Source organism: Acetivibrio cellulolyticus CD2 (assembly GCF_000179595.2).
GTDB lineage: Bacteria > Bacillota > Clostridia > Acetivibrionales > Acetivibrionaceae > Acetivibrio > Acetivibrio cellulolyticus.
The window spans coordinates 1-24,236 of the sequence record NZ_JH556654.1 but is presented as its reverse complement, the minus strand read 5'-3'; the positions used below and the strand labels follow the sequence as shown (position 1 = coordinate 24,236).

General features: G+C 33.8%; 31 protein-coding genes. 1 reads left to right on the top strand and 30 read right to left on the bottom strand.

Going from position 1 to position 24,236, the window contains the following annotated elements; translation table 11 throughout:
• Positions 1-482: 482 nt before the first annotated feature.
• The 17 genes from ACECE_RS0211735 to ACECE_RS0211650 form a co-directional block, all read right to left on the bottom strand.
• Positions 483-845: a hypothetical protein gene (locus tag ACECE_RS0211735; RefSeq protein ID WP_010247145.1), complete on the bottom strand. Its 363-nt coding sequence runs from the start codon at positions 843-845 to the stop codon at positions 483-485.
• A gap of 241 nt (positions 846-1,086) precedes the next feature.
• Complete coding sequence (locus tag ACECE_RS0211725; protein WP_010247143.1) at positions 1,087-1,368, bottom strand: hypothetical protein; 282 nt, start codon at positions 1,366-1,368, stop codon at positions 1,087-1,089.
• Between the two features lie 12 nt (positions 1,369-1,380).
• On the bottom strand, positions 1,381-1,740 hold the full coding sequence (locus ACECE_RS0211720) for a hypothetical protein (protein WP_010247141.1): 360 nt from the start codon (positions 1,738-1,740) through the stop codon (positions 1,381-1,383).
• Positions 1,741-1,745: 5 nt separating this feature from the next.
• On the bottom strand, positions 1,746-2,891 hold the full coding sequence (locus ACECE_RS0211715) for a ParM/StbA family protein (RefSeq protein WP_010247139.1): 1,146 nt from the start codon (positions 2,889-2,891) through the stop codon (positions 1,746-1,748).
• Positions 2,892-3,083: 192 nt separating this feature from the next.
• A complete protein-coding gene (locus ACECE_RS0211710; protein WP_010247137.1) occupies positions 3,084-3,314 on the bottom strand; it encodes a hypothetical protein in 231 nt (76 codons plus the stop codon).
• Between the two features lie 4 nt (positions 3,315-3,318).
• On the bottom strand, positions 3,319-3,612 hold the full coding sequence (locus ACECE_RS0211705; RefSeq protein WP_010247135.1) for a hypothetical protein: 294 nt from the start codon (positions 3,610-3,612) through the stop codon (positions 3,319-3,321).
• Complete coding sequence (locus tag ACECE_RS0211700; RefSeq protein WP_010247133.1) at positions 3,609-3,980, bottom strand: hypothetical protein; 372 nt, start codon at positions 3,978-3,980, stop codon at positions 3,609-3,611. Before ACECE_RS0211700 ends, ACECE_RS0211705 begins: the two co-directional genes overlap by 4 nt.
• Positions 3,981-4,086: 106 nt before the next feature.
• A complete protein-coding gene (locus ACECE_RS0211695; RefSeq protein WP_010247130.1) occupies positions 4,087-4,365 on the bottom strand; it encodes a hypothetical protein in 279 nt (92 codons plus the stop codon).
• A 30-nt stretch (positions 4,366-4,395) separates the two neighbouring features.
• Entirely contained in the window at positions 4,396-4,980 is a 585-nt protein-coding gene (locus ACECE_RS0211690) for a hypothetical protein (protein ID WP_010247128.1), read from the bottom strand.
• Entirely contained in the window at positions 4,971-5,366 is a 396-nt protein-coding gene (locus ACECE_RS0211685; RefSeq protein WP_010247126.1) for a hypothetical protein, read from the bottom strand. The genes ACECE_RS0211690 and ACECE_RS0211685 overlap by 10 nt, the downstream gene beginning before the upstream one ends.
• Positions 5,360-5,539 (bottom strand): aspartyl-phosphate phosphatase Spo0E family protein, encoded by a 180-nt coding sequence (locus ACECE_RS27345; protein WP_010247124.1) that lies wholly within the window; start codon positions 5,537-5,539, stop codon positions 5,360-5,362. Before ACECE_RS27345 ends, ACECE_RS0211685 begins: the two co-directional genes overlap by 7 nt.
• 154 nt (positions 5,540-5,693) lie before the next feature.
• Positions 5,694-6,305 carry a hypothetical protein gene (locus ACECE_RS0211675; RefSeq protein ID WP_010247122.1) on the bottom strand — a complete coding sequence of 204 codons (612 nt, stop codon included), beginning with the start codon at positions 6,303-6,305 and terminating at the stop codon, positions 5,694-5,696.
• A 90-nt stretch (positions 6,306-6,395) separates the two neighbouring features.
• Complete coding sequence (locus tag ACECE_RS31105; protein ID WP_162862536.1) at positions 6,396-6,533, bottom strand: hypothetical protein; 138 nt, start codon at positions 6,531-6,533, stop codon at positions 6,396-6,398.
• A gap of 13 nt (positions 6,534-6,546) precedes the next feature.
• A complete protein-coding gene (locus ACECE_RS0211665; RefSeq protein ID WP_010247120.1) occupies positions 6,547-6,861 on the bottom strand; it encodes a hypothetical protein in 315 nt (104 codons plus the stop codon).
• A gap of 2 nt (positions 6,862-6,863) precedes the next feature.
• Positions 6,864-7,100 carry a hypothetical protein gene (locus tag ACECE_RS0211660; RefSeq protein ID WP_010247118.1) on the bottom strand — a complete coding sequence of 79 codons (237 nt, stop codon included), beginning with the start codon at positions 7,098-7,100 and terminating at the stop codon, positions 6,864-6,866.
• Positions 7,090-7,449 carry a hypothetical protein gene (locus ACECE_RS0211655; protein WP_010247117.1) on the bottom strand — a complete coding sequence of 120 codons (360 nt, stop codon included), beginning with the start codon at positions 7,447-7,449 and terminating at the stop codon, positions 7,090-7,092. The genes ACECE_RS0211660 and ACECE_RS0211655 overlap by 11 nt, the downstream gene beginning before the upstream one ends.
• Positions 7,450-7,493: 44 nt before the next feature.
• Positions 7,494-7,691, bottom strand: coding sequence for a hypothetical protein (locus tag ACECE_RS0211650; RefSeq protein WP_010247115.1), 198 nt, complete (start codon positions 7,689-7,691; stop codon positions 7,494-7,496).
• 447 nt (positions 7,692-8,138) lie between these two features.
• On the opposite strand from ACECE_RS0211650, the gene ACECE_RS0211645 reads away from it, so the two are divergent.
• The gene (locus ACECE_RS0211645) at positions 8,139-8,318 is read left to right on the top strand and encodes a hypothetical protein (RefSeq protein WP_026073809.1); all 180 of its coding nucleotides are present in this window, start codon (positions 8,139-8,141) and stop codon (positions 8,316-8,318) included.
• A 98-nt stretch (positions 8,319-8,416) separates the two neighbouring features.
• On the opposite strand, the gene ACECE_RS29335 is transcribed toward ACECE_RS0211645, so the two are convergent.
• The 13 genes from ACECE_RS29335 to ACECE_RS27330 all read right to left on the bottom strand — a co-directional run.
• Entirely contained in the window at positions 8,417-9,430 is a 1,014-nt protein-coding gene (locus ACECE_RS29335) for a metal-dependent hydrolase (protein ID WP_010247113.1), read from the bottom strand.
• A gap of 96 nt (positions 9,431-9,526) precedes the next feature.
• Complete coding sequence (locus ACECE_RS0211635; protein ID WP_010247111.1) at positions 9,527-9,832, bottom strand: hypothetical protein; 306 nt, start codon at positions 9,830-9,832, stop codon at positions 9,527-9,529.
• A gap of 31 nt (positions 9,833-9,863) precedes the next feature.
• Positions 9,864-10,355 (bottom strand): M23 family metallopeptidase, encoded by a 492-nt coding sequence (locus ACECE_RS27335; RefSeq protein WP_010247109.1) that lies wholly within the window; start codon positions 10,353-10,355, stop codon positions 9,864-9,866.
• Positions 10,318-11,016 (bottom strand): hypothetical protein, encoded by a 699-nt coding sequence (locus ACECE_RS29330; protein WP_010247106.1) that lies wholly within the window; start codon positions 11,014-11,016, stop codon positions 10,318-10,320. The genes ACECE_RS27335 and ACECE_RS29330 overlap by 38 nt, the downstream gene beginning before the upstream one ends.
• Before the next feature lie 18 nt (positions 11,017-11,034).
• Entirely contained in the window at positions 11,035-13,713 is a 2,679-nt protein-coding gene (locus tag ACECE_RS0211620; RefSeq protein ID WP_010247105.1) for a CD3337/EF1877 family mobilome membrane protein, read from the bottom strand.
• A gap of 84 nt (positions 13,714-13,797) precedes the next feature.
• Positions 13,798-16,476: an ATP-binding protein gene (locus tag ACECE_RS0211615; RefSeq protein ID WP_010247103.1), complete on the bottom strand. Its 2,679-nt coding sequence runs from the start codon at positions 16,474-16,476 to the stop codon at positions 13,798-13,800.
• A 51-nt stretch (positions 16,477-16,527) separates the two neighbouring features.
• The gene (locus ACECE_RS0211610) at positions 16,528-16,917 is read right to left on the bottom strand and encodes a TcpE family conjugal transfer membrane protein (protein WP_010247101.1); all 390 of its coding nucleotides are present in this window, start codon (positions 16,915-16,917) and stop codon (positions 16,528-16,530) included.
• 26 nt (positions 16,918-16,943) lie between these two features.
• A complete protein-coding gene (locus ACECE_RS0211605; RefSeq protein ID WP_010247099.1) occupies positions 16,944-17,150 on the bottom strand; it encodes a TcpD family membrane protein in 207 nt (68 codons plus the stop codon).
• 21 nt (positions 17,151-17,171) lie between these two features.
• Entirely contained in the window at positions 17,172-18,122 is a 951-nt protein-coding gene (locus tag ACECE_RS0211600; protein ID WP_010247097.1) for a conjugal transfer protein, read from the bottom strand.
• Between the two features lie 344 nt (positions 18,123-18,466).
• The gene (locus ACECE_RS0211595; RefSeq protein ID WP_010247096.1) at positions 18,467-19,333 is read right to left on the bottom strand and encodes a replication-relaxation family protein; all 867 of its coding nucleotides are present in this window, start codon (positions 19,331-19,333) and stop codon (positions 18,467-18,469) included.
• A complete protein-coding gene (locus ACECE_RS0211590; protein WP_010247094.1) occupies positions 19,323-22,019 on the bottom strand; it encodes a helicase HerA domain-containing protein in 2,697 nt (898 codons plus the stop codon). The genes ACECE_RS0211595 and ACECE_RS0211590 overlap by 11 nt, the downstream gene beginning before the upstream one ends.
• Before the next feature lie 38 nt (positions 22,020-22,057).
• Positions 22,058-22,255 carry a DUF3970 family protein gene (locus ACECE_RS0211585; RefSeq protein ID WP_010247092.1) on the bottom strand — a complete coding sequence of 66 codons (198 nt, stop codon included), beginning with the start codon at positions 22,253-22,255 and terminating at the stop codon, positions 22,058-22,060.
• Positions 22,256-23,083: 828 nt separating this feature from the next.
• Positions 23,084-24,236: hypothetical protein (locus tag ACECE_RS27330; protein WP_010247090.1), on the bottom strand; the 1,153-nt coding region annotated here is incomplete at its 5' end.

Here is a 24,236-nt window from a genome sequence, read left to right as displayed (position 1 = left end):
TTCGTTACCATCAAACAGAAGCTTTACAGCCTTCTTATAACAACTCATATAATCTTCTATTTGGTAATTTTTAGAGACATCAAAGAGATATGAAATAACCTTAATTTGGTTTTCACTATATCCATTGTTTTGTGCAAATTTTATAGTGCGATCTTTTATAGTTAAACGCAAGGTCTTTCTTACCTCCTTTGGGGAAATTTTTCTTATAAAAACTAAAAAGGTACTGTGCCGCAATCCGGCACAATACCTACAATTTCCACACTTAGAGGGTTTGACTTTTGTGCTTATTTATGGTACAATTATATGTACTAAATAAGCATTGCCCAAGCTTATGAGGTAACATGACACGGATTACTGATTAAGTAAAATTTAACTTTGAAGTGAGGTTAAATTTTACGGGCCACCTTATTAAGTTAATAATATGTTAACACACAATTAAAAAATATGCTAGAGGAAAAGCCATTTAAATAAATGGCTTTTCCTTATTCATTCTCTTCCTTCTGCCTTTTTATTGCCTTTTCTGCTATGGTTAATGTAACTATACCCATATGTCCAGGTACTAAAGGTTTAACTTTCAATGTTATTACACCACTAACCACTAAATCAATATTATGAAGTGTTTCCGAGTCCAAATTACTTCTTTTTAGCTGTGTTTCATTAACAAATACCGTAAATGTAACATTGCTAGGTTTTGGTAGCCTCTTTGGTGTCCCCTCTGAACCGTTTTCCCTTAATTCAAACGCAAAAACTTTTACTCTATTAGGGTTTTTAGTTTTATCCATCAATTCAGGTACAAGCCTTATTTTTTCTATCGGCCTTCCTGTTATAGTTATTTTATGTGCCATGATATCCCCCCTCTTTTAAAGGTATTGTCAAGTATAATGTAATACATTTTAGGACCATATTGCAAGCAGATCACCATAGCTGCATCTAATTTATGTATTACATTATAGGGAAATCATTTAGTATCAGGCTTTTTATAGTTCTTTATTCTATGTTGAATATATTTCCCAATAACAAAAACACAAAAGACAAAATAAGCGTATCCTATTGCACCTAGTGCATTATGCTCCTTTATTGTTTGTCTTAACCATTCCATAAATCACCTGATTCAGAATATTGGTACTTTAAAACTATATCGCCATCAATCTTATACATATCTCTAAAGCTTCTTTGTTTTTTATCCTGTTGTACAATAAGTTCCCAATATTCTCTAAATTCCGATAGATGAAATCTTACCCCATGAGGCTCTTTGAGTGTGGGGTAGTATTCAAAACTAACATTTCCTAATTTACAGTTTTTGCAGGTTTGTAGCAATTGTATAATAATATTTTCAGTCTCTTTTTCTATTTCATAATATGGCTTCATACCCTCACCTTCCTATCCTAAACCGTCAGTGTCTAACATGCTTTTCATGGCCTCTTTCTTTCTTGTACTTTTATCCTTTATATCTTCTTTTTCAGTCGTTGGATTGTTCGTATTGGATTCTTGATAATTTTTTAATATTACCTTTCCCTCCTCTGCCTTATCTCCAATATAATAGCCTCCTTCTAAATTAACAAAAGGACTGTTTGCAAAAGGAAAGGCATTATAAACACGTATGTACGCAAGTTCAATCAAAGTCTTTGAAAGGTTTTTTTGACTTCTTAAATAATCCAAAACTTTTACATCTATGTCTTGAGGTATATATAGGGTGGTTTTCCCACCCGCTTTAAGTTCATTAACACGCTTTCTACCCATTATTATCATTCCTCGCCGTATATATATTTTGCTTTTTCCAAGTAACCTAACGCATTAGCAAAATGCGGATTTTCGGCAATATCACTTTTACACCCTATTGAAGCCTCTATTTTTTCCCTCATAGCATTACCAAAGTGATAATCAAGAACGCAGGGGCCACCACCGTACAATAAAGTATGGAGAATATCGCCTATACTATCATTTGAATTTTCTATTTTATCTTTTAAGGTCCCTGTTATATCTGCCGCAAGCTTTGTTAGTTGCTGCGTATACAGAGGCATAATATCAAATTCTTGCCTGTTTTTCAGTATAATAATTCCTCTCTTTTTACCACGTCTTACCGCTAAATCAATGTCATAGCGGTCTTTTTTGGTCCCACACTGTTCCCTTAAGTAATCTATTACTTTTTGTTTGGCATTTGCTATACCTTTGTCAATGCCTGTGCAAAGTGGAATATTGTATTCAGGAATGATATTCCCATCTTGATTTTCTTTGAATTTCAAGGCTATAATTTCTGTTGTAAACTCTCCTACCTCAACGCCTAAAATTGTACGTTCTACCAGTTCATCATCAGGATATATGTAATCATCTTCATTGAAAATTAGTTTATTGAGTGCCCCGGCTCCTTCTACATCTACTGTAACGTCCATAATATTTAATTCTACTTCAATTGTATTCTTACCTCGTATAATTACTTTGTGTTGCCCTATAAACTCCTGTTTGTATGTATCTCTGTCTTTCTTATACTGTAGGAATGGTAATCCTGTGACTATTTTAAGGTCTTGCTTAACTATCCCGGAATTTTTACCCTGGTCTACTACCGCCGCAGCCGCTAAAGATGACAACATTACAATAAGTAATTTTTCATCCCCTTTTTTAGTATCCCCTATATTCCTCATATCTGCTGATACATTAGCATCTTTAACTCTATTACCAACATAATAACGGCCTAAATTACGCTTTGTTTTTTGGTTGTTATAATTAAGTTCTATTTCAACGTCTAGGGATTCAAGTAATGATTTTTCCTTTAATTCTAAGCCTATATCTAAGTCCGAGTATTCAGCAATAATTGTAGGGATAACTATAGGGTCCTTACCCTCCACCGCTGTTATTACTGTATTATTACCTCCGTCTATACCGCAAATTAACATTTTACTACCTCCTTAAAATATGGTATTTACCATCTATTTCTTTTATTATACTCCTATTACAAGTTATTTACCATATAAATAGAGGTTAATTTACTTATATTTAACCTCTATTTATATGGTTTTTCTTTAATTTTCTTTAATTTCCTTTGAAATAGATGTTATTTTTCTTCTATTTAACTTCTATTTACTCTATTAAGGTAAATCTTTCACACTCCTACCCTTAAGTTCATTGGGCCAAACTATAACGCCCTCGATTACTTGCATGACTATACTGTTTTCCGTATAATCAGTTATACGCACCTCATATTGTAAATCCCCCTGTAACTTACAGTAGCTTATAACTGCGGGTACATCATTTAGTATAATAGCAGGAGTATGGAACCCATTTTTATCAAAACAATATCCTTTAAATGTATCTTTCATATGCTCACCCTTTAACCTTATTAAGCACATTTTCAAATATTTCAATGGTTTCCTTTGGTACTTTAGCCGCCTTGTAAGTCTTTATTTTGTCCTCCAAGTATTGTATTAAAATTATTTTTTCTTCCTCTAAAAGCTCAATTTCAACTGTTCCACGCTCCAGTATAACACTAATACCAAAACACTCCATCTTATTTCTTAACTTTCTAAATATACCCTGATATTTAACACATATTGCCCTTTCTCCAAGCATATCCACGTTTATAATAGAGGTCACTTTCATAACCTCTGCAATACTCATTTTTCAAACTGACTAACCACAAGCATTTTTTTATTTTCCTCTGTTGGCTCCTTAACTCCTGTCCAAATTACTTCATCTGCAAGCCCAAACCATTTTACAAAACCTGTTGCAGGCTCAATAAGGCTTTTTACCCTTAAAGTTGTTTTATCTTCCTGTATATTTAATGTATCAATCTTGCCAATATATATTAGCGGCGAGGCATATATACTAGTGATTTTGGAACAAATACTAAATGCTATTAATAGTCCTATAACAGCAAAGAAAGTAGTCACTACTATTTTTGCAATCAAAGCCTTTCTTTTATTGTCCCTATCATAACTATATTCATCTACCCCGCACATATCATTAATAAACCTATACAAACCCATTTCAAACCCTCCCATTTAATTAATTTTTCTTTTTCATTGTAATACATATCATTCATGTAGTTGTGTCCTGATCTGTCCTGGTTCCTGAAATTCTGTGTTACACTTTTTAATACTTTCTTTTGTATTTCTCACCTCCAACATTTAAATATCCATCATCATCCAAAAAAATCGTTACTTGGGTTACCCCATTGTTTACTAATAAATTCCCTTTGCTATAACTGGCAGGCAAACCACTAATATTATCTATAATGGTATATTTACCCCTCTCCTTTTCTATAGTAATTTCTGCTTTTCCTTTTTCCCAAGTACCTAAAAATTTATCATGGCTACCACAGGCTGTTAAACACAAGATACTTAAGATAATAAAAATATACAGTCTTCTCACTATCAAAACCTCCTTCAATAATATAACTTCTTACGCTACTTGTAAAAAAGACTGGTTCAATGTTTTTAGACTATCTCTGATTTCATAAATTAATTTTATATCCGGGTTAACAAATCTTACATATTTTGCTTTTAACTTGTATGTGTATGAAATCACTTTTGAGGATATTTCCAAAGTGGGGCTATCTTCCGAAATAGATTGATATTTGACATTTATGTCCATAAATAAGTTGTTTTGCGAAAAATAAAAATCAAGTATCCCATGTCTTAATGTGCTTTGTATATGACAATTAAATTGTTCTAGCATTGATATATGTTTAGTTGTCATTTTTTTAATATATGGTCTCAACTCGCTATTAATATATTGCTTTAACTCTTCTAATGCTTCAGTATCAAATTTGCTTATATCAGCATCATTTATATTTCTTATCCTATTTAACCCATAATGCATTTTAATCCATGCTAAAATATAATCTTTAACACAAGTAACTTGATATATTTCGAGTTTATTAGCAAAAAAGCTACTTATATCTAACTTAGGTAAAAACTTATAAGCCTTTCTGTTAATCATATTGAGTATATACAGAACTCCAAAAAAACTAAGTATTATATACATGATGTTAAAGTCCTCCTTTCAAATACTGGGGAAAGTTTAAAATTAAAATCCTTGCATTCTTCGCCTTTTATTTTTGCATTAATGATAACATCTATCGTATTAGTGCTAGACATATACCCGGCTTCAATATTTGTTATGTGCAATATAAAATAAACCACAGTATCAGGAATAGCTACATATTTTACTTTAGCAACTAATTTATCATTTTCAATGATTACAGGTACATTTTTAATAGTTGTATTAATCGCATATGTTTTTTTATGATTTTCAAAATGAAAATAATTGCTAAGGGTATATATACTTTCACTTTTATGTATTATAAAACGTGCCAATTCTACTTTATTAAAGATACTTTTACTCTTTCTAAGAAATAAAAACTTTAGCATAAAGACCCTCCTTTAGTTGTACATTTTTTGTTATAATCAGGCTTGCTTTTGCAAAATTCTACTATCAATTTGTCAAGCTGCTGCGATAATTTTAAAACCTCATCAGAATTTAATTCATTGCAATTTAACTTGTTCTGTAGCTCCTTACGCATTACTTCTAAATCCTCTTTCACAGTAATTCCCCCTTGTTTATATGGGGGAAAAGAGTATATAATACTTTTGGGATACCCCGGTTTTCTTGGCAGATGGCGGGTTTTATCCTGTGGGGCGGTCTAACTTTGTTAGTCCGCTTTTCCTCTTTTCCCTTATTCAAAAATATCTAGCACTTTAATACCTCACTATCAAAAATATAAATCCTATCAGGGCCACCAATGATATAAAAAGTACCTTCCCCTCCTTTCTTTCAAACGCATATAAGTAGAATGCTGCTATTGATATGGTTAATAGAATCCCCCCCCATATATTAAAAGAATGAACCACACTGGTAATATAAGCCGTTAACCCTACCAGGATTATATAGGTTAATATTTCGTAAATAGTCCAAAACTGACCCATAAATGAAATGCCCTTCATTTTAATAGCCCGATATATTCTTTTATTCATATCTTTTGTATATATCGCAAAATCTTTACACTGTTCAACCGTTTCTATGTTAAACTCTTTCAAACTTCTTATTTCTTCATCCAAATTCAAATCATATATATCACTTAAATTGTCCGCTATCTCTATTACTTTATCTTTATGTGCTTGAACTTCCATTATAAAATTATCTGTTTGTGTAATTGAAGGCTTTAATATCTTTGCATTAAGTATTTTATCAGCTTTTGAAACATCCATTTTACTAATTGTCTGTAAGAACAATGCTGCTTTTGAATCTTCCCTATCCTCAACATACTGATTGTATTTAATTTTTAGCATTTCAATAAATTTTGCATTCAATCTTGGCCCTCCCTACATTTTTGTAATACATTATTTTCATTGTCGGCGTGCTGCAGGAATCTTTAGTGTATTACAATTTACCAAAGATTTTTAAAATAATAGTTTCAGCGTTTCTCCGCAATTTTCACATTTTTCTGGAACTTGACCATCTAATACTAAATATTCCTTTTCACATACCTCACAAATGTATATATATTTCTCTATATATTCTTTAAATTTTTTATCCATAAAATCCTCCATTTTAAATCACTTTATATTGCTTTATACTGTCGCCTAAATGCTCTATTTCACTTTGGATTTTACTAATGCTTTTTGCAATATCACCTATTGAAGATATTTTATTTTTTATATTCCTTAATTCCTGTTCCTTTTGTACTATCTCTCTGTTTACCTTATCTAAATACTTTCGGCGTTCGTCTATAGTATCATTTAATTCCAATACAAACCGCTCTAGCTTTGATGTGAATTTGTCCCCTGGCTGATTATTTATAATTTCTTCTACCCTAGCACTAAGACGTATAGACCGTACCCTATCTTTTCCGATTGCCTCGTTCATACTTACACCTCCTCCTTTAGTTTTTCAAGCATTAATTCAAGGGCCTCCGGGTTTGCATTATACAATTTTATTAAATCACGAATTTTTCCACTCATACCGCCTTCTTTTGTCCTTTGATTGAACGGTCCTACTCTATCACGTAACTTATTAAGTTCTTCAGGCTCAACATAAATAATAGTTTTTTCAAGTTTTGGCGGTTGCGGTCTGCCAGTAACGATATACTCAGCATTATCTTCCATGTATCTCCTCCTCTCCTGACACTAGTTTTAGTAATAATTGATATATTTCACGTATCCGTATTACAAATAAATCAAATAACTCACGCTGTTTTTTATTCATAGTGTATTTCCAGTTCTCATAAATTCCGCTATTACTCGAATCCCAAAATTGTAAGCATAGTAATTCATTTTCGTCACTTATATTTGCTTGCATTTCAAATAATTCAAGGGGGTCATATTTCAATACCTTACTTTCATTTTCTGACATTATTTCAATAAGATATTTAAATATTTCTCTATCCCATCGACCTTGCTTAAATAATAAAATCAATTCATCTTCATTTTTGACCTCTGGACAAAAGCACAACATTTACATCACTCCTTCAATTTATAGTTCTTCCCAAAGAGGGCTTTCTAGCCCTCAATTTTTATTCCCTTTTCCTCAAGTACCTTAATGTAGTATTCTCTGTCAAATAGGTCCTTATTGTTCTTGACTGACTCTATAAAGCTTTTTAATCCCTCCCTTTTAAGTCTTTCATTTTGAATTTTTTGAAATTTTTTGTATTCCTTTATTTCTTTTGCTTCACCAGTTTTATAAATCACCTCAACCATTTTTTTAACACTCCCCTATATCATCTATATATATCTTACCATCTAGTCACCTAGATGTCAACCCAAAAAATGATAAAAATATAAAATATCAACAGATACCATTAGTCTAATTGGGGTAACTGCATCAAAACGTTTTGATGCAGTTACCCCAATTACACGAAATAATCATTTCGTAAGTAATTTTTATCTTCCAAATTTGATTTTAGACGATATTTAACCCTGAGAGCCAATTTACATTCTGTGAAACATTTAAAAATTTGGTCTGTTTATCAAAATATCAATCTTAATATTTCTTAAAATTGCTTTGAATTACTATTACATTCCATATATCTACAATTACTTTATTAGGTATGGTATGGTATAATATAACTATAACATGTCTAAAGTTTCCGCATATTCTAAGTAGAAATCATAAGATTTTGGACCATATAAGAGGAGGTACTTTATATGTCTGAAGGCTATCTCATTATGTTCTTATCTTTTTTAATCTCATTATTAGCTAATATGGGGCTGCTTTTTGGAGGCACTATAGGAAATATAATGACTGCAATATCAACTATCTTTACAGTTCTAATTTCTATATATGTCTTAGGTGGGATATGGGAAAAAAGATTGTGGGATAGTTAACCTTACTATTTTAGAAGTAAATATGTAATACATTTTATTGGCCCAGGTGCGAATCCGGAAAAGAATTATGTAATACATTTTCGCCCCTAGGCTTTTATTTATATTAGTTTTAAACTAGCATGAGGGATTTTAAAAAATGCTATTATTGCAACAATCATAACAACTGCAACATAAAACAATTCAAATATGCTACCTTCCCTGCTCCCGGTTTCGGTCAAAGGTATAACTATCCTGATATTTAAAACCCTGTAGATGGCCCTATAAACCTTAAATTTATTAAGTATTTCATGCAATCGTAAAGCCTTTATTACGGTAGGTATACACGACAAAGGCACCCCTTCTTTTGTTAATATATCCGACAAATATAAATGGCTAAAATAGCCTATAATAAAGGCATTTGCAAGGTATGTATAGCCTATCTTATTACTTAAATATAAGGCCGATAATGAAAATAATAAAAGGCCACCATCTAACGAATGTAAAAATGTCCTATGTGGAAATATGGCTACAGCTACGAAAAGCAGCCCAATAATATATACTATACCATCATGTAGATAACTATAGTTATACACTATTGTTACGGCTCCCAGGGACACATATATTAAAAATATCAGCACACGTTTTATTAAATTGGCCCCTTTGTCAATCATCCTATGTAACGAATTGTATATAGCCCCTATTATGGGTATATGGCGTATTGTTCTTTTTCCTGTTACTCCAACCAATATAAGAAATATAGCAATACTGTATGTTAAATTATAGGCATACTTACCCACCTTTGGGACCGCTTCCAATTGTGCTATTATGGTTTTAGAATAGTATAAAATCAATATACCCAAACCAACAGTCATTATAAGGCCGATTATAGTTATTATTATTTCTTTTATTGTATCCACTATGCCAACCGCTGCACCTGTTACCGGGTTAACATCTAAATTAAATTTACTATGCTGTTGATCCGCATCTGCTAATAATGCAGCTATTCCAGCAACTAAAATACCTGCTAGGGTAATACATTGACTACCTAAAAACGGCACCGATATTAAAAACGGTACCGTTGAAAATAGAACATAATAAAATATCCCTAGATTATAGTGAGTAGCTCCCATCATAAGCCATTAACCTCCTTTTAAGATTATTTGTAATACTTATTATTCATGCATCTGTATCTGATCTGCTCTGGGGTCCTAAAAATGTCTGTATTACATTTACTTTATTTTCTTATATTTCTCGCCGCCAATGTTTAAATAACCATTTTCGTCTATAGTAACAATTACTTGTGATACTCCGTTATTTGCTATTAAATCCCCATCTTTGTAGACCGCTGGAATAGTACCTACATTGTCTTTAATGCTGTAATTGTCCCCATCTTTCGTTATGGTCATTTCAGTTTTGCCCTTTTCGGCCTTTTCCCATGTGCCTATAAATTTATCTCCGCTGCTGCCACCTCCGCCGCAGGCCACAAAAGCCATTACTATAAATGCAACAATTAACGATATAGCTATTCTTTTCATTCTTACCAAATCCTTTCTATAATTAGATTTATTAAACAGGTGGGTCCCCTGTTTTATCCCTTACATAATCATATTCATTTTTTTTTATCAAATTGGCTTTACTTGTTGCTTCAAGGAATTTCAATAATGGATTCGGGTCCACCCAATATTCAGATGTTTGACCTTGTATTAATTGTCCCAAATCATACTTAATTTGTAAACCATAATGTAGATGTTCAATAAACTGTCCTGTTGTACCTTCTGCCCCATATCCAGATGCACCTACAAAACCTATTACGTCCCCCGCCGCCACATAATCACCTTTTTGAAAACTTTTTGCATACGGATGATCTATAAGCATATGAGCATAATAATAATATTTTTGTCCGTCCAGGCTCCTTATTCCTATCCTATAGCCTCCCATTTCATTCCACCCAACATTTTCAATATTACCATCTTCAACCGCACATATAGGAGTACCACCAGCCGCTATTATATCATTTCCGTCATGACTGCTTTTTTTTATTATTATATGAGCGATCATCCCCAAAATCATTACTTAATGTATAGGTAAAATTAGTTCTTGTCTGTTTTGGTGGTCCTGTTGGTTGTGCAGTCTGCTTCAAATATGATTCAGGAATAGGAAAGAAATTTTTAATATAGGCGTGTCTAGTGGTTTTCTTTCCTCCTTCTCCATCATCAACTTGTTGTGTGTAAACACCTACATAACTTCCCACATAATTCTTTACCATTTTTAAATACATATCATATGATTCTTTTTCGTCTTTAGTTGTTAAAAGGCTTTCTAATGTATTACCTTGCTCAATTTCATTTATAGCATCTTTTAATATCTGCGAGTTATAATTTTCTACCCCGCCCTTAATCAATGCATAAGTAACCATCTCGCAGAAATCAGCATCAATGTTATTTTGTAAATTGTTATCATATTTATTATAAGCATCAATTAATAGCTGGCTTGGTATGGCTCTAAATTGAAATCTTGATTGTATTACGCTTCCAGAGGCCGCGGAACTTACTACCGCTAAAATTAATACTAATATTAATAGTATAAGACTTGCGACACCGATTAGAGGAAGTAAAGCAGGCAAGAATTTAATTATTACCTTCTTGCCATGCTTTTTAAGCAGCTTTTTAGTAATATCCTTTGTTACCTCTTTTGCAAAGCCATTTTTATCTTCTTCCATACTAGCTGCCTCCCTTACTTACTTTTTATCCTTATTTTCTGTACCTGTACCTTTCAACTGCTCGTATAAATCTTTTACTTTACTTCTGTTCTTTATTGCTTGTGTAGCCGCTAATACCTCCCTAGCACTTATCTTAGACTCATTTTTATTTGTTGTATTTACCATTTCTACATTGGTATTTTCAACGTCTATAATTCTTTCGGTCCGTTCCTGGCGGTTCTCCCTGTTTACTTTGGTATTCTCTGTATTTACTACTGTTTCGGCCCGTTCCTTATGGTTCTCTGTATTGACGTTGGCAGTCTCTACATTGTTTACCTTCTCGGTCCGCTCCTTACGGTTCTCTGTATTGACGTTGGCAGTCTCTACATTGTTTACCTTCTCGATCCGCTCCTTACGGTTCTCTGTATTGATATTGGCAGCCTCTACATTGTTTACCTTCTCGGTCCGCTCCTTACGGTTCTCTGTATTAACGTTGGCAGTCTCTACATTGTTTACCTTCTCGGTCCGCTCCTTACGGTTCTCTGTATTGACGTTGGCAGTCTCTACATTGTTTACCTTCTCGGTCCGCTCCTTACGGTTCTCTGTATTGATATTGGCAGCCTCTACATTGTTTACCCTCTCGACCTTTTCCCTGGTATTATTTATTTGCTGTCGCTCGTTAATTCCTTCTTTAAGGTCTATATCCCGCTTATTTTCTTTGGTTCTGTTATAGTTTGCAATATCAATAACATTTTCATTTTCACGCTCCTGGCTCTTGGTAGTTCTCCCACCACTTCCAGGTATCTTATATACACCACTTTCTATATTCCTTTCTATTGCATCATTATTTTGAATACTCCTATTTGCAAGGTTTCCCTTAACCATATTAATACGCCTGTCTTTTTCTCTTTGATCTGCTTGTATCTGTTCATCTGTTTTTCCTTCAACATTCGTATATGTAAGCCTTCTAGGGTCATTACCTTCTTTTTTTAACTCATACATTTTATTAAGCGTGCTTTTTATCTGTCCCTCACTAAATGGTGTATATCCTTTCTGCTTTCTATCGTCCACAGACTTTACAAATTCTGTTTCCTTAACTCTTTCTTTTATCTGTTCATCTGTAAACATGCTCATGCCTTGCTTTTTACGCTGCTGGGCCTGTTTTACAAAATTGTTGTATTGTACAGGCATACCGTTTACTTTTGCTTCTAATTCCGCTTGCTCTTTATCTTGTTGGAACTCATGAAATAATTCTGTTTCTGCCTCAAACAAGGCAGATTTTTTGTCATTATCATAGCGTTGGGCCAATACATCTACCGCTTTACTCTTATTTTTTTTATCAAAGTTATTCCTTGCCCTCTTTTCCATTGTGCCTTTAACGCCCTGAACTGCCTTATAGGAAGCATAGCCCGCTACTGCTAAATGCCCGGCTTTACTCATTAAGCTGCCACCTGACTTCATCCCTTTTTGCACCATAGCTGAATCAAAGGAAATTAGCCCTAATAACATCTTATAAACTTTGTCAAAATTCTTAATTGCTATTATCAGCATAATTATATTTAAACAAACAACCATTAAATAGCCATATGTACCAACCAAATTATATAGCGATATTGTAACAGAAAAATATATTGATAATGCTAGAGTTATGGTTATTCTCTTTAGCATAAAACCGAAGGTTTCCAGAAACCATTTCACAAGTACTTGGCCCCCATGTGACGGATATAGACTAAATAAAAAGAATATTCCTGCAAAACATATCCAAAATAGTGCTGCTGCTTGGTTATATAATATAATTGCTGATATTAACATCATACATATGTTATATATCAAGCCTACAAGCAACATAAACAAAGTTAACCCAAATCTACCGCCTATACCTGACAACGTAAAAGTAGTATTTGTTTGGGCTAGACTATCCGCGTTTTCCTGCCTTTTATCCTCATTAGGTGCATACTTTAAAAAATCGTTTTCCGGGTCATTGCCTTGAATATCTCCATATTGTATTAACTCATATGGTTTCATTATCGCCAGATTCCAGTAATGATTACCCATTAGTACTACAGCATCATCACCGCTCGTTATTGGTTGGCCTACAGCCATCCCCGCAGGCCCACTAGTATCATAAAGGATTTTTGTACATATAGCCTGTGTACCTTCATTTAGATTCTTGCCAAATAGTGCTGGATTTTGAAAAAACCATACAGATAAACCTATAACAATAAATAGACTAAGCCAAATCCTAAAGCCAGCGGATTGCTGACCCTTTAAGGTTTTATATATTCCGTATATTCCCGCACATATTACTATTACCTCTATAAAACCGTCAAATGTTGCCATCTTGACTGCCAAAACAACATTATTCAAAGCATCTGGTATAAGGTTAAATATATTAAGCTTGTAGCAACTTACAAGCATATATGTAACAACCGTTGTTAATAATACATGAAGGAAAAATAAAGCATTAATTATTTTTAGAAATACCCCTTGTATTGCTGAATCTATAGGGTGCAAAAATCCATTAATACTTTCCCCATCAAACGTGTAATTCCATATTGGATATTTATCATAAGTTGATTGCAAAGTAGCATTTGTCAATGTGCTCGTTTCTGGCATAAATCCTTGTAAACTTTGGTCTGCCATTGCAACACTTGAAACAGATATAATTAGTAGTAGCATAGTATATACAAGTAAAATAACCTTGTGCCGCGTTTTCATCCTTTTTTAACCTCCTTCTTATAAAGCTATTGTAATACATATTTTTGATTGCCGGTGAGATCTTCAGCTCATTTTTGTATTACATTAGGCAACGCCTCCGCTATTATCTGCGTTTTCAAGTTTTGCAGCATCATTCACAAGCTGCGGTTTTGTATCAAATGCTCTGCGGAATTTTTCTAACAATAGGTCAACATCAATAATTGCTATCCTACCATCAATATCACGCATAAAACAAATTCCTGTTCCAAACTGTTCCGGGTTAACCAACATCTTTTGTAACTCCACTGAATTTTCATTTAAACCTAAATACTTTAATATATTTTTTGCTTCATCAAAGCTACTGGTTCCAAAACAAAACATTGTTCCAATGTTGGCTAATGTGTCCTCGTCTTCTCCAATATCGCTTATATTCTGTCCTAAAAGAAAAATAGGTGCGTTTTCAGTACGGCCCATCTTAACCAACCTATTGAACATTGCCCGGCCTTCACTTGACCTTTTGAATACACTAGCCTCGTCCTGGAGATAGATTTTTAATATTTCCCTTCCCTGTGTAGCAAACTGCATACCTATAGCTGATAAACATATTAGTGTACCCATTCCTACACGTTCCTGAAAATTAAAATCTTCTTCGGGCTTGTTCTTAGGCGGTATTGTAAGGTTTTGAGTATTAACCAAATTTATAGGCTTTGTTATATCTATTACGTCCTCTGTACCATCCCCAAATAACAAATGTCCATAACGAGTATTATTAATTATGTTTCTAAATGTCCTTGCAAGCCTTCCATATATTTCTTCCGCTTTTTCTTTCCCAATATTCTTTGCTTCTTCTTCTAAATCTTCAAGTTTCCAAATTATTTTCAGCATACATGGTACACGTTCGTTTTTTGCTACTGCGTTGATAGCATCTGCAAGGTATTCCATTCTTTCGTCTGTTGTCTTATATCCTGCAATAGTACCTAATATTGAAGTAGCAAATTCCGCAGCCGTTTTCGCTATTTCCTTTCTTTTCACTTCTGGAGCATCAGCACCACCTATACTTTTTAATAATACCGTAAATATATCCAGTTTCCCTTTTTCCGATTCGGCAGGCGATAGGTCAATAACGTTTAAATATGGCCTTATTTCAGGAAGTTCAATTCCCCAATTGCCGCGGTCCCCTTTTGGGTCAATAATTAGGATTTTTGCTCCTATATATGAGGCTAATAGGGCTATAAGATTTGCAAGGGCACTTTTACCGCGGCCTAATGTACCTGTAAAACTTACCGCCGGACTTTTATGTACCTGTGGTGCGTAAAACGGATTGAAAAATACAGGTTTATTAATTACCCCTGTTGTTCCTATATAAAAGCCGTATTGATTGCCTATTGCGTTATTTGCTGTTACCATACAACCCGCCAAAGTTTCCGGTGGGATTCTCTGTAAATAGTCAATAGCATATTGTTTACTTCCTATAAGCGTCTCATAGAATAAATTAAATTGATCTGCCGTTGTTATATGAGTTTCTATGTCCAATTCATCATAAAAATCCTGTACCGATTTGGCACGCTCTGTACATGTTTGTAAGTCGTCTGCTGCAACCGTTACAATAATTGTTGCATATATAAATGGCTTCTTTTCGCTCTGTACATCATATTGTGCATCGTCTATTGCCTGATCCTGCTCTAAATGCTCCTGCTTTGTTTTTGCTCCTGCTTCCCTGTTGTGGTCTAATTGGTCGTCAAGGTCCTTTCTTTTCTTGTTTATCTCTCCCAATACTTCTGTATAATCTACTTTTACCATTCTTATAGAAGCCCACACAGGAAAGGGCAATTCTCTAAGTCTGTATATCCATTCGCGATTAGTAGGAAAGTCAATATCAGGTATATTTGCTATTATAATTTGCTTCTGATAGCTTGTTTTTTGCTCTCCATTAACTTCGTGGAATATTTCTATATGTGAAGTTTTATTCCTAACCTCCCCTGAACATAGAGTCAAAATATCACGTTTTAATGGCCTATACACTATTTCCCCATCTATATCCAACTTTTCATATGTTGGCTTCCAAGGCTTACCCGCCTTTTGTGCTCTTGCTACATTATCATAATAAGCATCTTTACTGCGAGATTTCGGCATTTGTAGACCTCGCCAAAATGGTTCTTTTATTAACTTTTCTATTTGTATCTCATTTATAGGTGTTATATTTATAGAACTTTTTAAAGCTTTTCTTAAACTGTGTTCAAGTGCCTGAAACGCCTTTATTTCGTTTTTATAAATTTCAGTTATATCTAAAGCTAATGCCTCGTTTATCGTCCTATATGGTTCTTTGAAAAAGCTTAGTACTACGTCTCTAAAATCCTTTAAAGTCCTAGGCTTTTTCAACTTAGCAAGGAAAAACACTTCATAATCATTCATTTCTTGACCTTGTGTGTCCTGATAGTTGGAATTTAAAATATATTCGGCATCATCCAAGTAGTCTAAACCAACTTCTTTCATTTCCCCTGTTGCCATACCTCGTAGATAATTAATATTGTCATTAATCTTTATTGATGTAGGCACCTGTATTAATTGTCCTTCTGAATAAATCTGCTTTAGTGCTTGACTATCCTTTTGTAACATCAATATCTTTTCTGTTGTATTTAAAAAATCGTATGTACTGCCAATTACTCTATAGCAGGCCCAACATTCCTTTCCTGAAACATTAAAAAAACTTTTCTTTCCAACCGTAAAAATCAAATTGTTTTCATAATACAATATTGGTAATTTATATCTCTGATTTGTTGCCATCCTTGTGACCTCCTTTTGACCTTATTTGGATAAAAAGGCCCTTTTGGGCCTTTATATCTTAATAACCTTCCTGTATGAAATCATTTCCTTAAAAACAATCCTTTCATCCTTTTTCACAGGCTTAAAATGCACATATGTTTTATCACCAAAAGCATAGTTAAATAGTGCATTGAAAAACTTTATAGGGCTTCTTCCATCCAACTTAACCTTTCTTAAAAACCACGCTGCACCTACTGGAATTGCAACTAATACAAGCAATGGTATTTCTCTTACTGGAGGAATTAAAGCACAAGCTAACAATTCCATACCTGCAACGGCTACAACATAAACGATAACTTCAATAGGTATAGAACTAATACGCACACCATTGATATGCTCTAAGGTTTTGCTTATATGCCATATATTGTTGTATGATGGTAATCTTATTGTCCTACCTTCCATATTCCCTCACACTCTTTTCCTTCGGCTTATGAAAATATACCTTTTAATGTAGTTACTGCACCATTTGGGTCTAATACCAACCATCCTAAAAGTCCCGCAGCAACTAAAAATAATATTATTGCTAACATCTTTCTTTCAGCTAATAGCTTTATAGCGACAACAATTAATATAAGCATAAATACTGCCACCGCTAATGTTTTAAATTCGTTTACCTTTTCAGTTAAAAAATCCATTTTGATTGCCCCTTTCAATTATTAATATTCTTGACCTACATCTACAAACTCTTTGATATACCATGCTGATTTACCATCAACAGTATCTTTTTCCATTTTGAAATTATACTTTTGTCTAAATGCTGTATTGTGTTCATCCTTTACCATAATTTCAGCAACTACGAAAGCCTCTGTATCTTTACCGTTTAATTGGTAAGCTGCAAGGGATTGAATACTATCATACTTAAAATTGCCTTCATAACCTTTTACGTTTTTTTTGTCTTTAAGGAAATAGGAAATTTGTTCAGGTGTACCAACATCATAAATCTTAAAGAAATTATGAAGTGTACTTTTTATTTCTTCTCTTACTGTGTCTACCACTTCTTTTCCGTTATATGTATAATTTTCTGGTCTTACATCATCTGGAGCCGCTACAAATACCGGGTAATCTCTTACATATACTCTATCCTGGTCTAATGCTGCAATAGGAACTTTTACATACAAATCCTTTACTTTTCCAAGGTCTGTTTCTATATCTCCTTGTTTTACTTTTGCATAAACAGTAATAACACTGAATTTATCATTTAATTTTTTAGTGTTAAATACGCTTGTTTCTATTACTGTTGACCAACCATGTCTTATTTCATCACTTACCATATTTGGTGCTAATTTAGTTATTCTTGATTTATAATCTTGGTCCATTACCTTATATGTAAGATACTCTCTTACAAACTGTACAGCATAGGCTTTCGCTGTATCACCTTCACATATAGCTTGTTTGTATTCTTCCCGGTATATTTTAGGCCGTACTGGGTTAATAGCTGTAAAAATTCCATATACAAATATTGCAGCTACGACAAGCCAAAACATGTACTTAAAATATGTCATTGCCTTGTAAGTAAGTGGTTTCGATTCCTCAAAATACTCTTTCACCTCTCTTTTTTTGGTTTTTACTTTCTTTTCTTGTTTGGGTTCTTTTTTAAATAGGCTCATTCCCGCACCTCCTTTCAAGTGTTTTGTAATACATATTAGTAAGGTCTTGCAGGAAGATCACGCAGATTTATAAGAAATGCTGTATTACATAAAAAAGTGCAGCAGCATAGAACTTAATTGCCTACACCCCCGCACCATTATTGTTGAAAAGTTAAAAGTTTATGAATATAATAATGATTGGTTGCTATGAGGGACTTTAATTTCTTCCCTGCTGTGTGTGTAGGTATTCGCATTACCTTCCTCATAAATAGTTAGGTGCCTAGATACATCTAACTATTCATAGTAACCTTTAATTTTAACTTAAAATATAATAGCATTTTATTTTAAAATTTTCCATCACCTCTTTAGTCTAAAATAGATACTTTTTGCCCTAAATTGTCAGTTATATATATTTTTCCAAACGTATCTTTCTCAAAATCGTCTAAGCTAGTAAATAAGTATATTATGTCTTTTTCGGTCCTGCGTTTTTTTACTTCTTCCACCATATGCCGAGCCCTCGCCATACTCGTAGTTATAACCATTATTACCGGGTATGCCTCATACATAGTTTTATATTCACCCGATAGGTAAAAAGCTTCATAATGATTTATTTTGTCCGTAAAGTTCTGTATTGTCATAGTTCCGCGGTCAAACTCCAAAAAGTAATCAAAAAGTGTCTTTTCTTCCTTATAGGTTAAAAATGCATCGGCTTCAAAAATAAACTCCTGAGCCTCATAATTGAATGTTATTCGTGTACTTGTATCTCCGCGGAAATCTTTTATTTCTCCCCCTCGCTTTCTGGCAGCCTCTGTTAATGTTGCCCTTACTCCTGCTATACCCAAAGTATGCTGTAACTCAGGCCCATATATTAAGTTCTCCCTTTTTCTCCATTTTACTTGTTTAAGGTCCATACGGCGGCTTCCTGCTATAAATATCTTTCCTGCTTCGTCTAAAAAGTAAATTGCTTGACTGCTACCCTCTCCTAAGTATGATTGGGGAAAACGTCTATCTAAAAATCGTTTTTCGTATAAATCTTGCAGTACTTTTTGTATATATCGCTGTCCTGCTCCTAAAATGGTTATTATATCTTTAGTTTTTATGGCCCGCATTTCATATACCAAGTCTATTATTTTTCGCCCTGTTTCGGTAATACGGCTTTCTACTACATAGTTTTCATCAATTAGTTTTGGGTCCGCTCTTTCGCGAATTCGGCTGCCCCTTTTACCACTCATCTTCTGTGTCCCTCCTTCCTCTCTTTATTATTTTTGTTTCTTCTTCTGTTGGCTGTTCTTCCTCCAGTTGATTAACTTCACTTTCTCTATTCTTAACTACTATTATTTCCTCATTTTCAGTGTTATTTGTATTACAATTTTTTTCTGCTGGTTCCTGGCCGTAGCTGGATTCCGTATTACATTCTGCTTCGGCCCTGGCATCTTCCTCCATATCTTCAAACTGTTCAGGCTTTTCCTGCCTCTTTCCTATAACCTTCTTTTCCTCTTGTTCCTCTATTCCGTAAAGTTCTTTTGATAAATCAGCCCTATTTTTTCGGTCTGCTATTGACTGCTCATAAACTTGCTTGTAGTAATCTATTTCTTGCTCTTTTGTCAACTCTATTCTGTCAAGGGTCCAGAAGGTAAATGGCTGCTGTTCTGTTCCATTAACAAGTAATCTGCAATACGCTTGCCTGTTTTCCAAACTTGCTATATCGTCCGGGTCCAAACCTTTAAAAAATTTAGTCAAATATGCTGCATCTTCTATACCTGTTCTGAATGTTATTAATGTTCCTACATTGTTAAATACAGCACTTTTAATTGTCTGTATCTGCTCTATACGTTGATGAAGCATCATTAAACCAAATCCGTATTTTCTCAATTCGTCCAGTATAACCTCAATTTCAGGACCTACAAAGTTTTCAAATTCATCTACAGCCATTATAAAAGGTGCCTTCAAACGGTCTGCTTTTTCCATGCTGCTCCTGCTCATGGCTGCAAGCTTTAATTTTGTAATTATCATACTACCTATTAATTTACAGGTTTCTTCCCCTACTGAGCCTTTATCTACGTTCACAATTAATATTTTCTTTTCGTCCATAGCCTTCCTGAAATCTATACAATCAGCCTGACATATTGAGTATAATAAATGCTCATTATCGGTAAAAACCGCTAGTTTATTCAATGGGCTTTGTAGTGCTGTCCTAGTTGCTGAATCTATTTCCCCATTACCCTTACCAAACTCTTTTGTCCAGAAATCCTTTAAAGCAACGTTTTTAAGCTTTGGTATTATTTTTTTCCTGTATTCTTCATCTACAAAAAGCTTTTTTATGTGTAATATCGTGGGCTTTGGCTCTACTTCCAGGACCGTTTTAATTGTATTTCTAAAGTAATATTCGGTCCTTCCTCCCCACGCCTCCGAAAATAACCGTTGAAATACACTTAACATTTCTGTAGTTATACGCTCTATTTCTATCGGGTCCCTGTTTTTTATAAGCATAAAGTTAAACGGTACAGGAAAGTCCTTTTCGCTAAAATCCATTAGAATAACATCTTTTCGCCTACTTTCAGGGATACGCGGTACAACGTCTCGGTATAAATCACCATGAGGGTCAATTAAGCAGCCTCCGTAACCTGTCTGTAAAAGCGTGGTAAAAAACAAGTTTGCAAACTCTGATTTTCCTGTACCTGTCTTACCTGTTACGTTTATATGTCTTAAGAGGTCTTTAAGTACAATTCCTATTACTTCTTCTTTCCCTTTCCATCTTGTTAAAGCAAATGGGTTTTCCGTTCTTGTTGCTGATATAGGCGGCGGTAGTATCCTTGACGTATACCTTACAATTTCGTTCGATTCGTTCGCTTTGGTCGGCATCTGGAACGCAAATGACCTAATTTCTGATACAGATAATAAACTAGATTGGGTCCTTTGAATGTATCTTTTTTTTGCTTTTTCAAACTCACCGCCAGAGTAGCGTATAAAATAAAAATAGTTGTTTTTTCTTATAAATCTATTTTCATGAGATAATTCTGCAAAAGCAGCACTTAACCCGCTTATTCTTTGATTAGTTTTTTTCCAGCCACCCGCTCCAATAAGTCTTATAGATACATTGAAGCCTGGTTCTTTAAGCTTATATAATGCCTCTCTATGTTCTGACGTATCAACCTTACTTTTTTTATTGCCTCCTATGCTGTCAAATGTTGCCCCTCCAGTGCTTCCTTTCCCATGCAATTCCTTCCCTAATTCGTTTGATATAGCCGTTATTCCATCAGCTATGTAGTCAAGTATATTAACTTTGCGTAAGGGCCTATTGTGTCTTTCACAATACCTAAAATCCCTTTCCCCTTTATATTTCCATTTTTCACTTTCTGCACTTACTAACACTTGCACTATTAACCTTTGTTGCTTTTCTAAACCCGTCATAACTGACGTTATACTGTCTATAATGTTGTTTATTTCTGTATTTAAAGATAATAGATAATGTTTACTTATTTTTAATGTTGATACACTGACCTTTTTATTTTTAATATTCAGCGGGTCCGCTACTTCCTCATTTATCTGCACATTATTAAAGCTGCTCATTATTCTATTTTTTACAACTTCCTTCATCTCACCTGGAGCCCAGAGATAAAATTTTATTTTGTTATCTTCTGCCACAATCTCATAACTTACATGGTATTTGTGCCTACCTAATAGTATCCCATGAATAAATTTTAAAAAGTCTGTTATATCTTTTGTTTCAGTCCCAGCTTTTGGTATTATTTGCATTACAACTGCATTTTTCCTGTTAACACTCTGACGGTAGTTATAGTATATTTCCTTTATAATCACATAAAGTGTATAGGCCACTAAGCATATTACAGTTGCTATTATTATTCTTTTTTCAAAGTTTGTTAAGTTTGATAAATGGCTTTTTATCTGTTCAGGCATGTTATTCCTCCGGCTCTCAACCTAATTCGTAATACATATTATTCATGCAGCTGTGTCTGATCTGTCCCTGGTCCTTGATAACCTGTATTACATTCAACATCTAAATACACTCTTATATACTTAGAATTTCTATTAGGATATTGATTACTTTCTTGAAGTATTTTAAAATCTTTTCTTACTTTTACAAGAAGGTTTTCTACTTCATCAGGTAATCCCTCTAGTCGAATTTTTACCATAATTTGCTACACCCACCTTATAAATATTATTCACAGTTAAGGCAGCCGCCTTAACTGTTTTTCTTTTGAAAAGACACATATTTATTTTACGGCATTTTTGTTTTGTTAGGTATGTATCAGTCGATAGGTTATATAAAATATAACCATCGACCTAGCGATTTTTTTTATAATCGCACAAGCCGCCGCCGCCGCGAAACAATTTATTCATTTCTATTACATCTACGTGTCATATTTAATGTACACTTTAATGTGCACTTTATATGACTTTCTATATGATATTATATATGATTGTTGATTTGAATACAACTATTTATGCAAATTTTAGGTAAATTTTAGCCCGTTGGAAATAAGTGGGATTAAGTTATTCCTTTTTAATAATGCTTTTAATTACCATGTATGGAATAGTATAGAATTATATTGAAGGGTACATAGTAGCAACAGGTTTTTAAAAAAAAGTTTTCCCAAAGGAAAACTTACCGATATCGTGAGCTAGCTTAAACTGTCTTTATAGTTTATAAAATATTTAACATATAGCTTATACATGCCTTATAATGCTTTATTCTCTAAGATTTCAGGAAAATAATTATAAGATTTTTACAAATCTATCTTAATACATTTAAGAAAATTGCAACTTTATAGTAATTTAGTTTATTTTTTTGCAAACTTACCCTAAATTAAAAGGTGGTTCAAGCCAAATTTTCAGTTGAACCACCTTTTAATTTTACATTTTATGGTGTTTTTTTGCTATTTTTCAAGCCTTATTGATTTTCCATATTTTACTATGCACCTTCAGGCAACACCTTAAGGCATAGAGTTCTATTCTATGCCTTAAATTATTTCATCCTCATAATAGCTGCTGTATACTTCGTTATATTCATCTATATACATTTCGTAATCATCTATGATATCTTCCGTATCACCTATATCCTGTTTTTCAGGACCATACAGCTTTTCATATATTATTACTTTGTCACCTTTCTTATATGTACCATATAACCAATACATGTAAGCCCCTAGCGACTTTATAGGCTTTCCGTTCCTTTCGCTTCGCCTTCGGTAATCTAGGTCCAAAGCATTCAGGAGCATCTTTATAACCCGCTTCCTTTCCCTATGCAGAATATCCACAAAGGCCCTTCTATCTTTATCATTGTATTTAAATGCACATGTCTTAAGAATTTCATCGATTAATTCAGCTTTCTTCTTGTACCGTTCCAGCGGGTCTATATAATCCCGGAGTTTTTTAGAATGCTTCTTTGTCACGAAATACTGGTCTTTTATCTTAAGAAATACTACTCCTGTTTCCCGATTTATGCTAATATCAAAAAAATGTCTCAATCCTCCATTTTCGCTATTATCCTTACCTAAAATAAAGTTTAAAATCTCTGTTTTGCTTTTTCTCTTAAGCCATAGTTGGTTTACTGCATACTTTTTCTTTCTTCCTTCATCTTTTCGGTCCTTCTCGGTAAGGTAAGCTTTAAACTGTACTACCTTATCCTTTCCGGGGTTAGGATTCTTTTTGTTGCCTGGGTCCTCTCCATTATTTAGCTTATATAGTGTATCAAAAAATAGCTTTATGGAGCCTGTTTCTAACGTCTTAAAAGCTTTCTGAAATACTGCAAAAGGCACAACTATATAACCATCTTCAAAAGCCTCTTTATAGCCTACAATCCTTAAATATGGCGTTTTTCTAACAGGGTGTATTCCTTCCTCCAATATTCCCATAGCCTTAAGTTTCGCATGTACATCATAACAGGTCCTTTCCGATATCGTTTCCTCTCCATCCTCAAATAATTCCTTAATCTTCTTAATTGATTGACGCTTGTTATAGTCAAATATATCCCCATTTGTATTTGTTTGCCCCATTATACCGCATAAATAACGTATTATTTCTTTTGCTATATTGATTTGTTCTGCGACTTTCTGCGTCTTTGTATTACAGTTTTCGTCTGCCGGTTCAGATCCTTCCGGGATTCCTGTATTA

Bases quoted from the DNA above. Each gene is read 5' to 3' on its own strand.
- ACECE_RS0211735 (WP_010247145.1), bottom strand. From the start codon at position 845: ATGGCACATAAAATAACTATAACAGGAAGGCCGATAGAAAAAATAAGG.
- ACECE_RS0211725 (WP_010247143.1), bottom strand. From the start codon at position 1,368: ATGAAGCCATATTATGAAATAGAAAAAGAGACTGAAAATATTATTATA.
- ACECE_RS0211720 (WP_010247141.1), bottom strand. From the start codon at position 1,740: ATGGGTAGAAAGCGTGTTAATGAACTTAAAGCGGGTGGGAAAACCACC.
- ACECE_RS0211715 (WP_010247139.1), bottom strand. From the start codon at position 2,891: ATGTTAATTTGCGGTATAGACGGAGGTAATAATACAGTAATAACAGCG.
- ACECE_RS0211710 (WP_010247137.1), bottom strand. From the start codon at position 3,314: ATGAAAGATACATTTAAAGGATATTGTTTTGATAAAAATGGGTTCCAT.
- ACECE_RS0211705 (WP_010247135.1), bottom strand. From the start codon at position 3,612: ATGAGTATTGCAGAGGTTATGAAAGTGACCTCTATTATAAACGTGGAT.
- ACECE_RS0211700 (WP_010247133.1), bottom strand. From the start codon at position 3,980: ATGGGTTTGTATAGGTTTATTAATGATATGTGCGGGGTAGATGAATAT.
- ACECE_RS0211690 (WP_010247128.1), bottom strand. From the start codon at position 4,980: ATGTATATAATACTTAGTTTTTTTGGAGTTCTGTATATACTCAATATG.
- ACECE_RS0211685 (WP_010247126.1), bottom strand. From the start codon at position 5,366: ATGCTAAAGTTTTTATTTCTTAGAAAGAGTAAAAGTATCTTTAATAAA.
- ACECE_RS31105 (WP_162862536.1), bottom strand. From the start codon at position 6,533: ATGGATAAAAAATTTAAAGAATATATAGAGAAATATATATACATTTGT.
- ACECE_RS0211665 (WP_010247120.1), bottom strand. From the start codon at position 6,861: ATGAACGAGGCAATCGGAAAAGATAGGGTACGGTCTATACGTCTTAGT.
- ACECE_RS0211660 (WP_010247118.1), bottom strand. From the start codon at position 7,100: ATGGAAGATAATGCTGAGTATATCGTTACTGGCAGACCGCAACCGCCA.
- ACECE_RS0211655 (WP_010247117.1), bottom strand. From the start codon at position 7,449: ATGTTGTGCTTTTGTCCAGAGGTCAAAAATGAAGATGAATTGATTTTA.
- ACECE_RS0211650 (WP_010247115.1), bottom strand. From the start codon at position 7,691: ATGGTTGAGGTGATTTATAAAACTGGTGAAGCAAAAGAAATAAAGGAA.
- ACECE_RS0211645 (WP_026073809.1), top strand. From the start codon at position 8,139: ATGTCTGAAGGCTATCTCATTATGTTCTTATCTTTTTTAATCTCATTA.
- ACECE_RS29335 (WP_010247113.1), bottom strand. From the start codon at position 9,430: ATGATGGGAGCTACTCACTATAATCTAGGGATATTTTATTATGTTCTA.
- ACECE_RS0211635 (WP_010247111.1), bottom strand. From the start codon at position 9,832: ATGAAAAGAATAGCTATATCGTTAATTGTTGCATTTATAGTAATGGCT.
- ACECE_RS27335 (WP_010247109.1), bottom strand. From the start codon at position 10,355: ATGATCGCTCATATAATAATAAAAAAAAGCAGTCATGACGGAAATGAT.
- ACECE_RS29330 (WP_010247106.1), bottom strand. From the start codon at position 11,016: ATGGAAGAAGATAAAAATGGCTTTGCAAAAGAGGTAACAAAGGATATT.
- ACECE_RS0211620 (WP_010247105.1), bottom strand. From the start codon at position 13,713: ATGAAAACGCGGCACAAGGTTATTTTACTTGTATATACTATGCTACTA.
- ACECE_RS0211615 (WP_010247103.1), bottom strand. From the start codon at position 16,476: ATGGCAACAAATCAGAGATATAAATTACCAATATTGTATTATGAAAAC.
- ACECE_RS0211610 (WP_010247101.1), bottom strand. From the start codon at position 16,917: ATGGAAGGTAGGACAATAAGATTACCATCATACAACAATATATGGCAT.
- ACECE_RS0211605 (WP_010247099.1), bottom strand. From the start codon at position 17,150: ATGGATTTTTTAACTGAAAAGGTAAACGAATTTAAAACATTAGCGGTG.
- ACECE_RS0211600 (WP_010247097.1), bottom strand. From the start codon at position 18,122: ATGAGCCTATTTAAAAAAGAACCCAAACAAGAAAAGAAAGTAAAAACC.
- ACECE_RS0211595 (WP_010247096.1), bottom strand. From the start codon at position 19,333: ATGAGTGGTAAAAGGGGCAGCCGAATTCGCGAAAGAGCGGACCCAAAA.
- ACECE_RS0211590 (WP_010247094.1), bottom strand. From the start codon at position 22,019: ATGCCTGAACAGATAAAAAGCCATTTATCAAACTTAACAAACTTTGAA.
- ACECE_RS0211585 (WP_010247092.1), bottom strand. From the start codon at position 22,255: ATGGTAAAAATTCGACTAGAGGGATTACCTGATGAAGTAGAAAACCTT.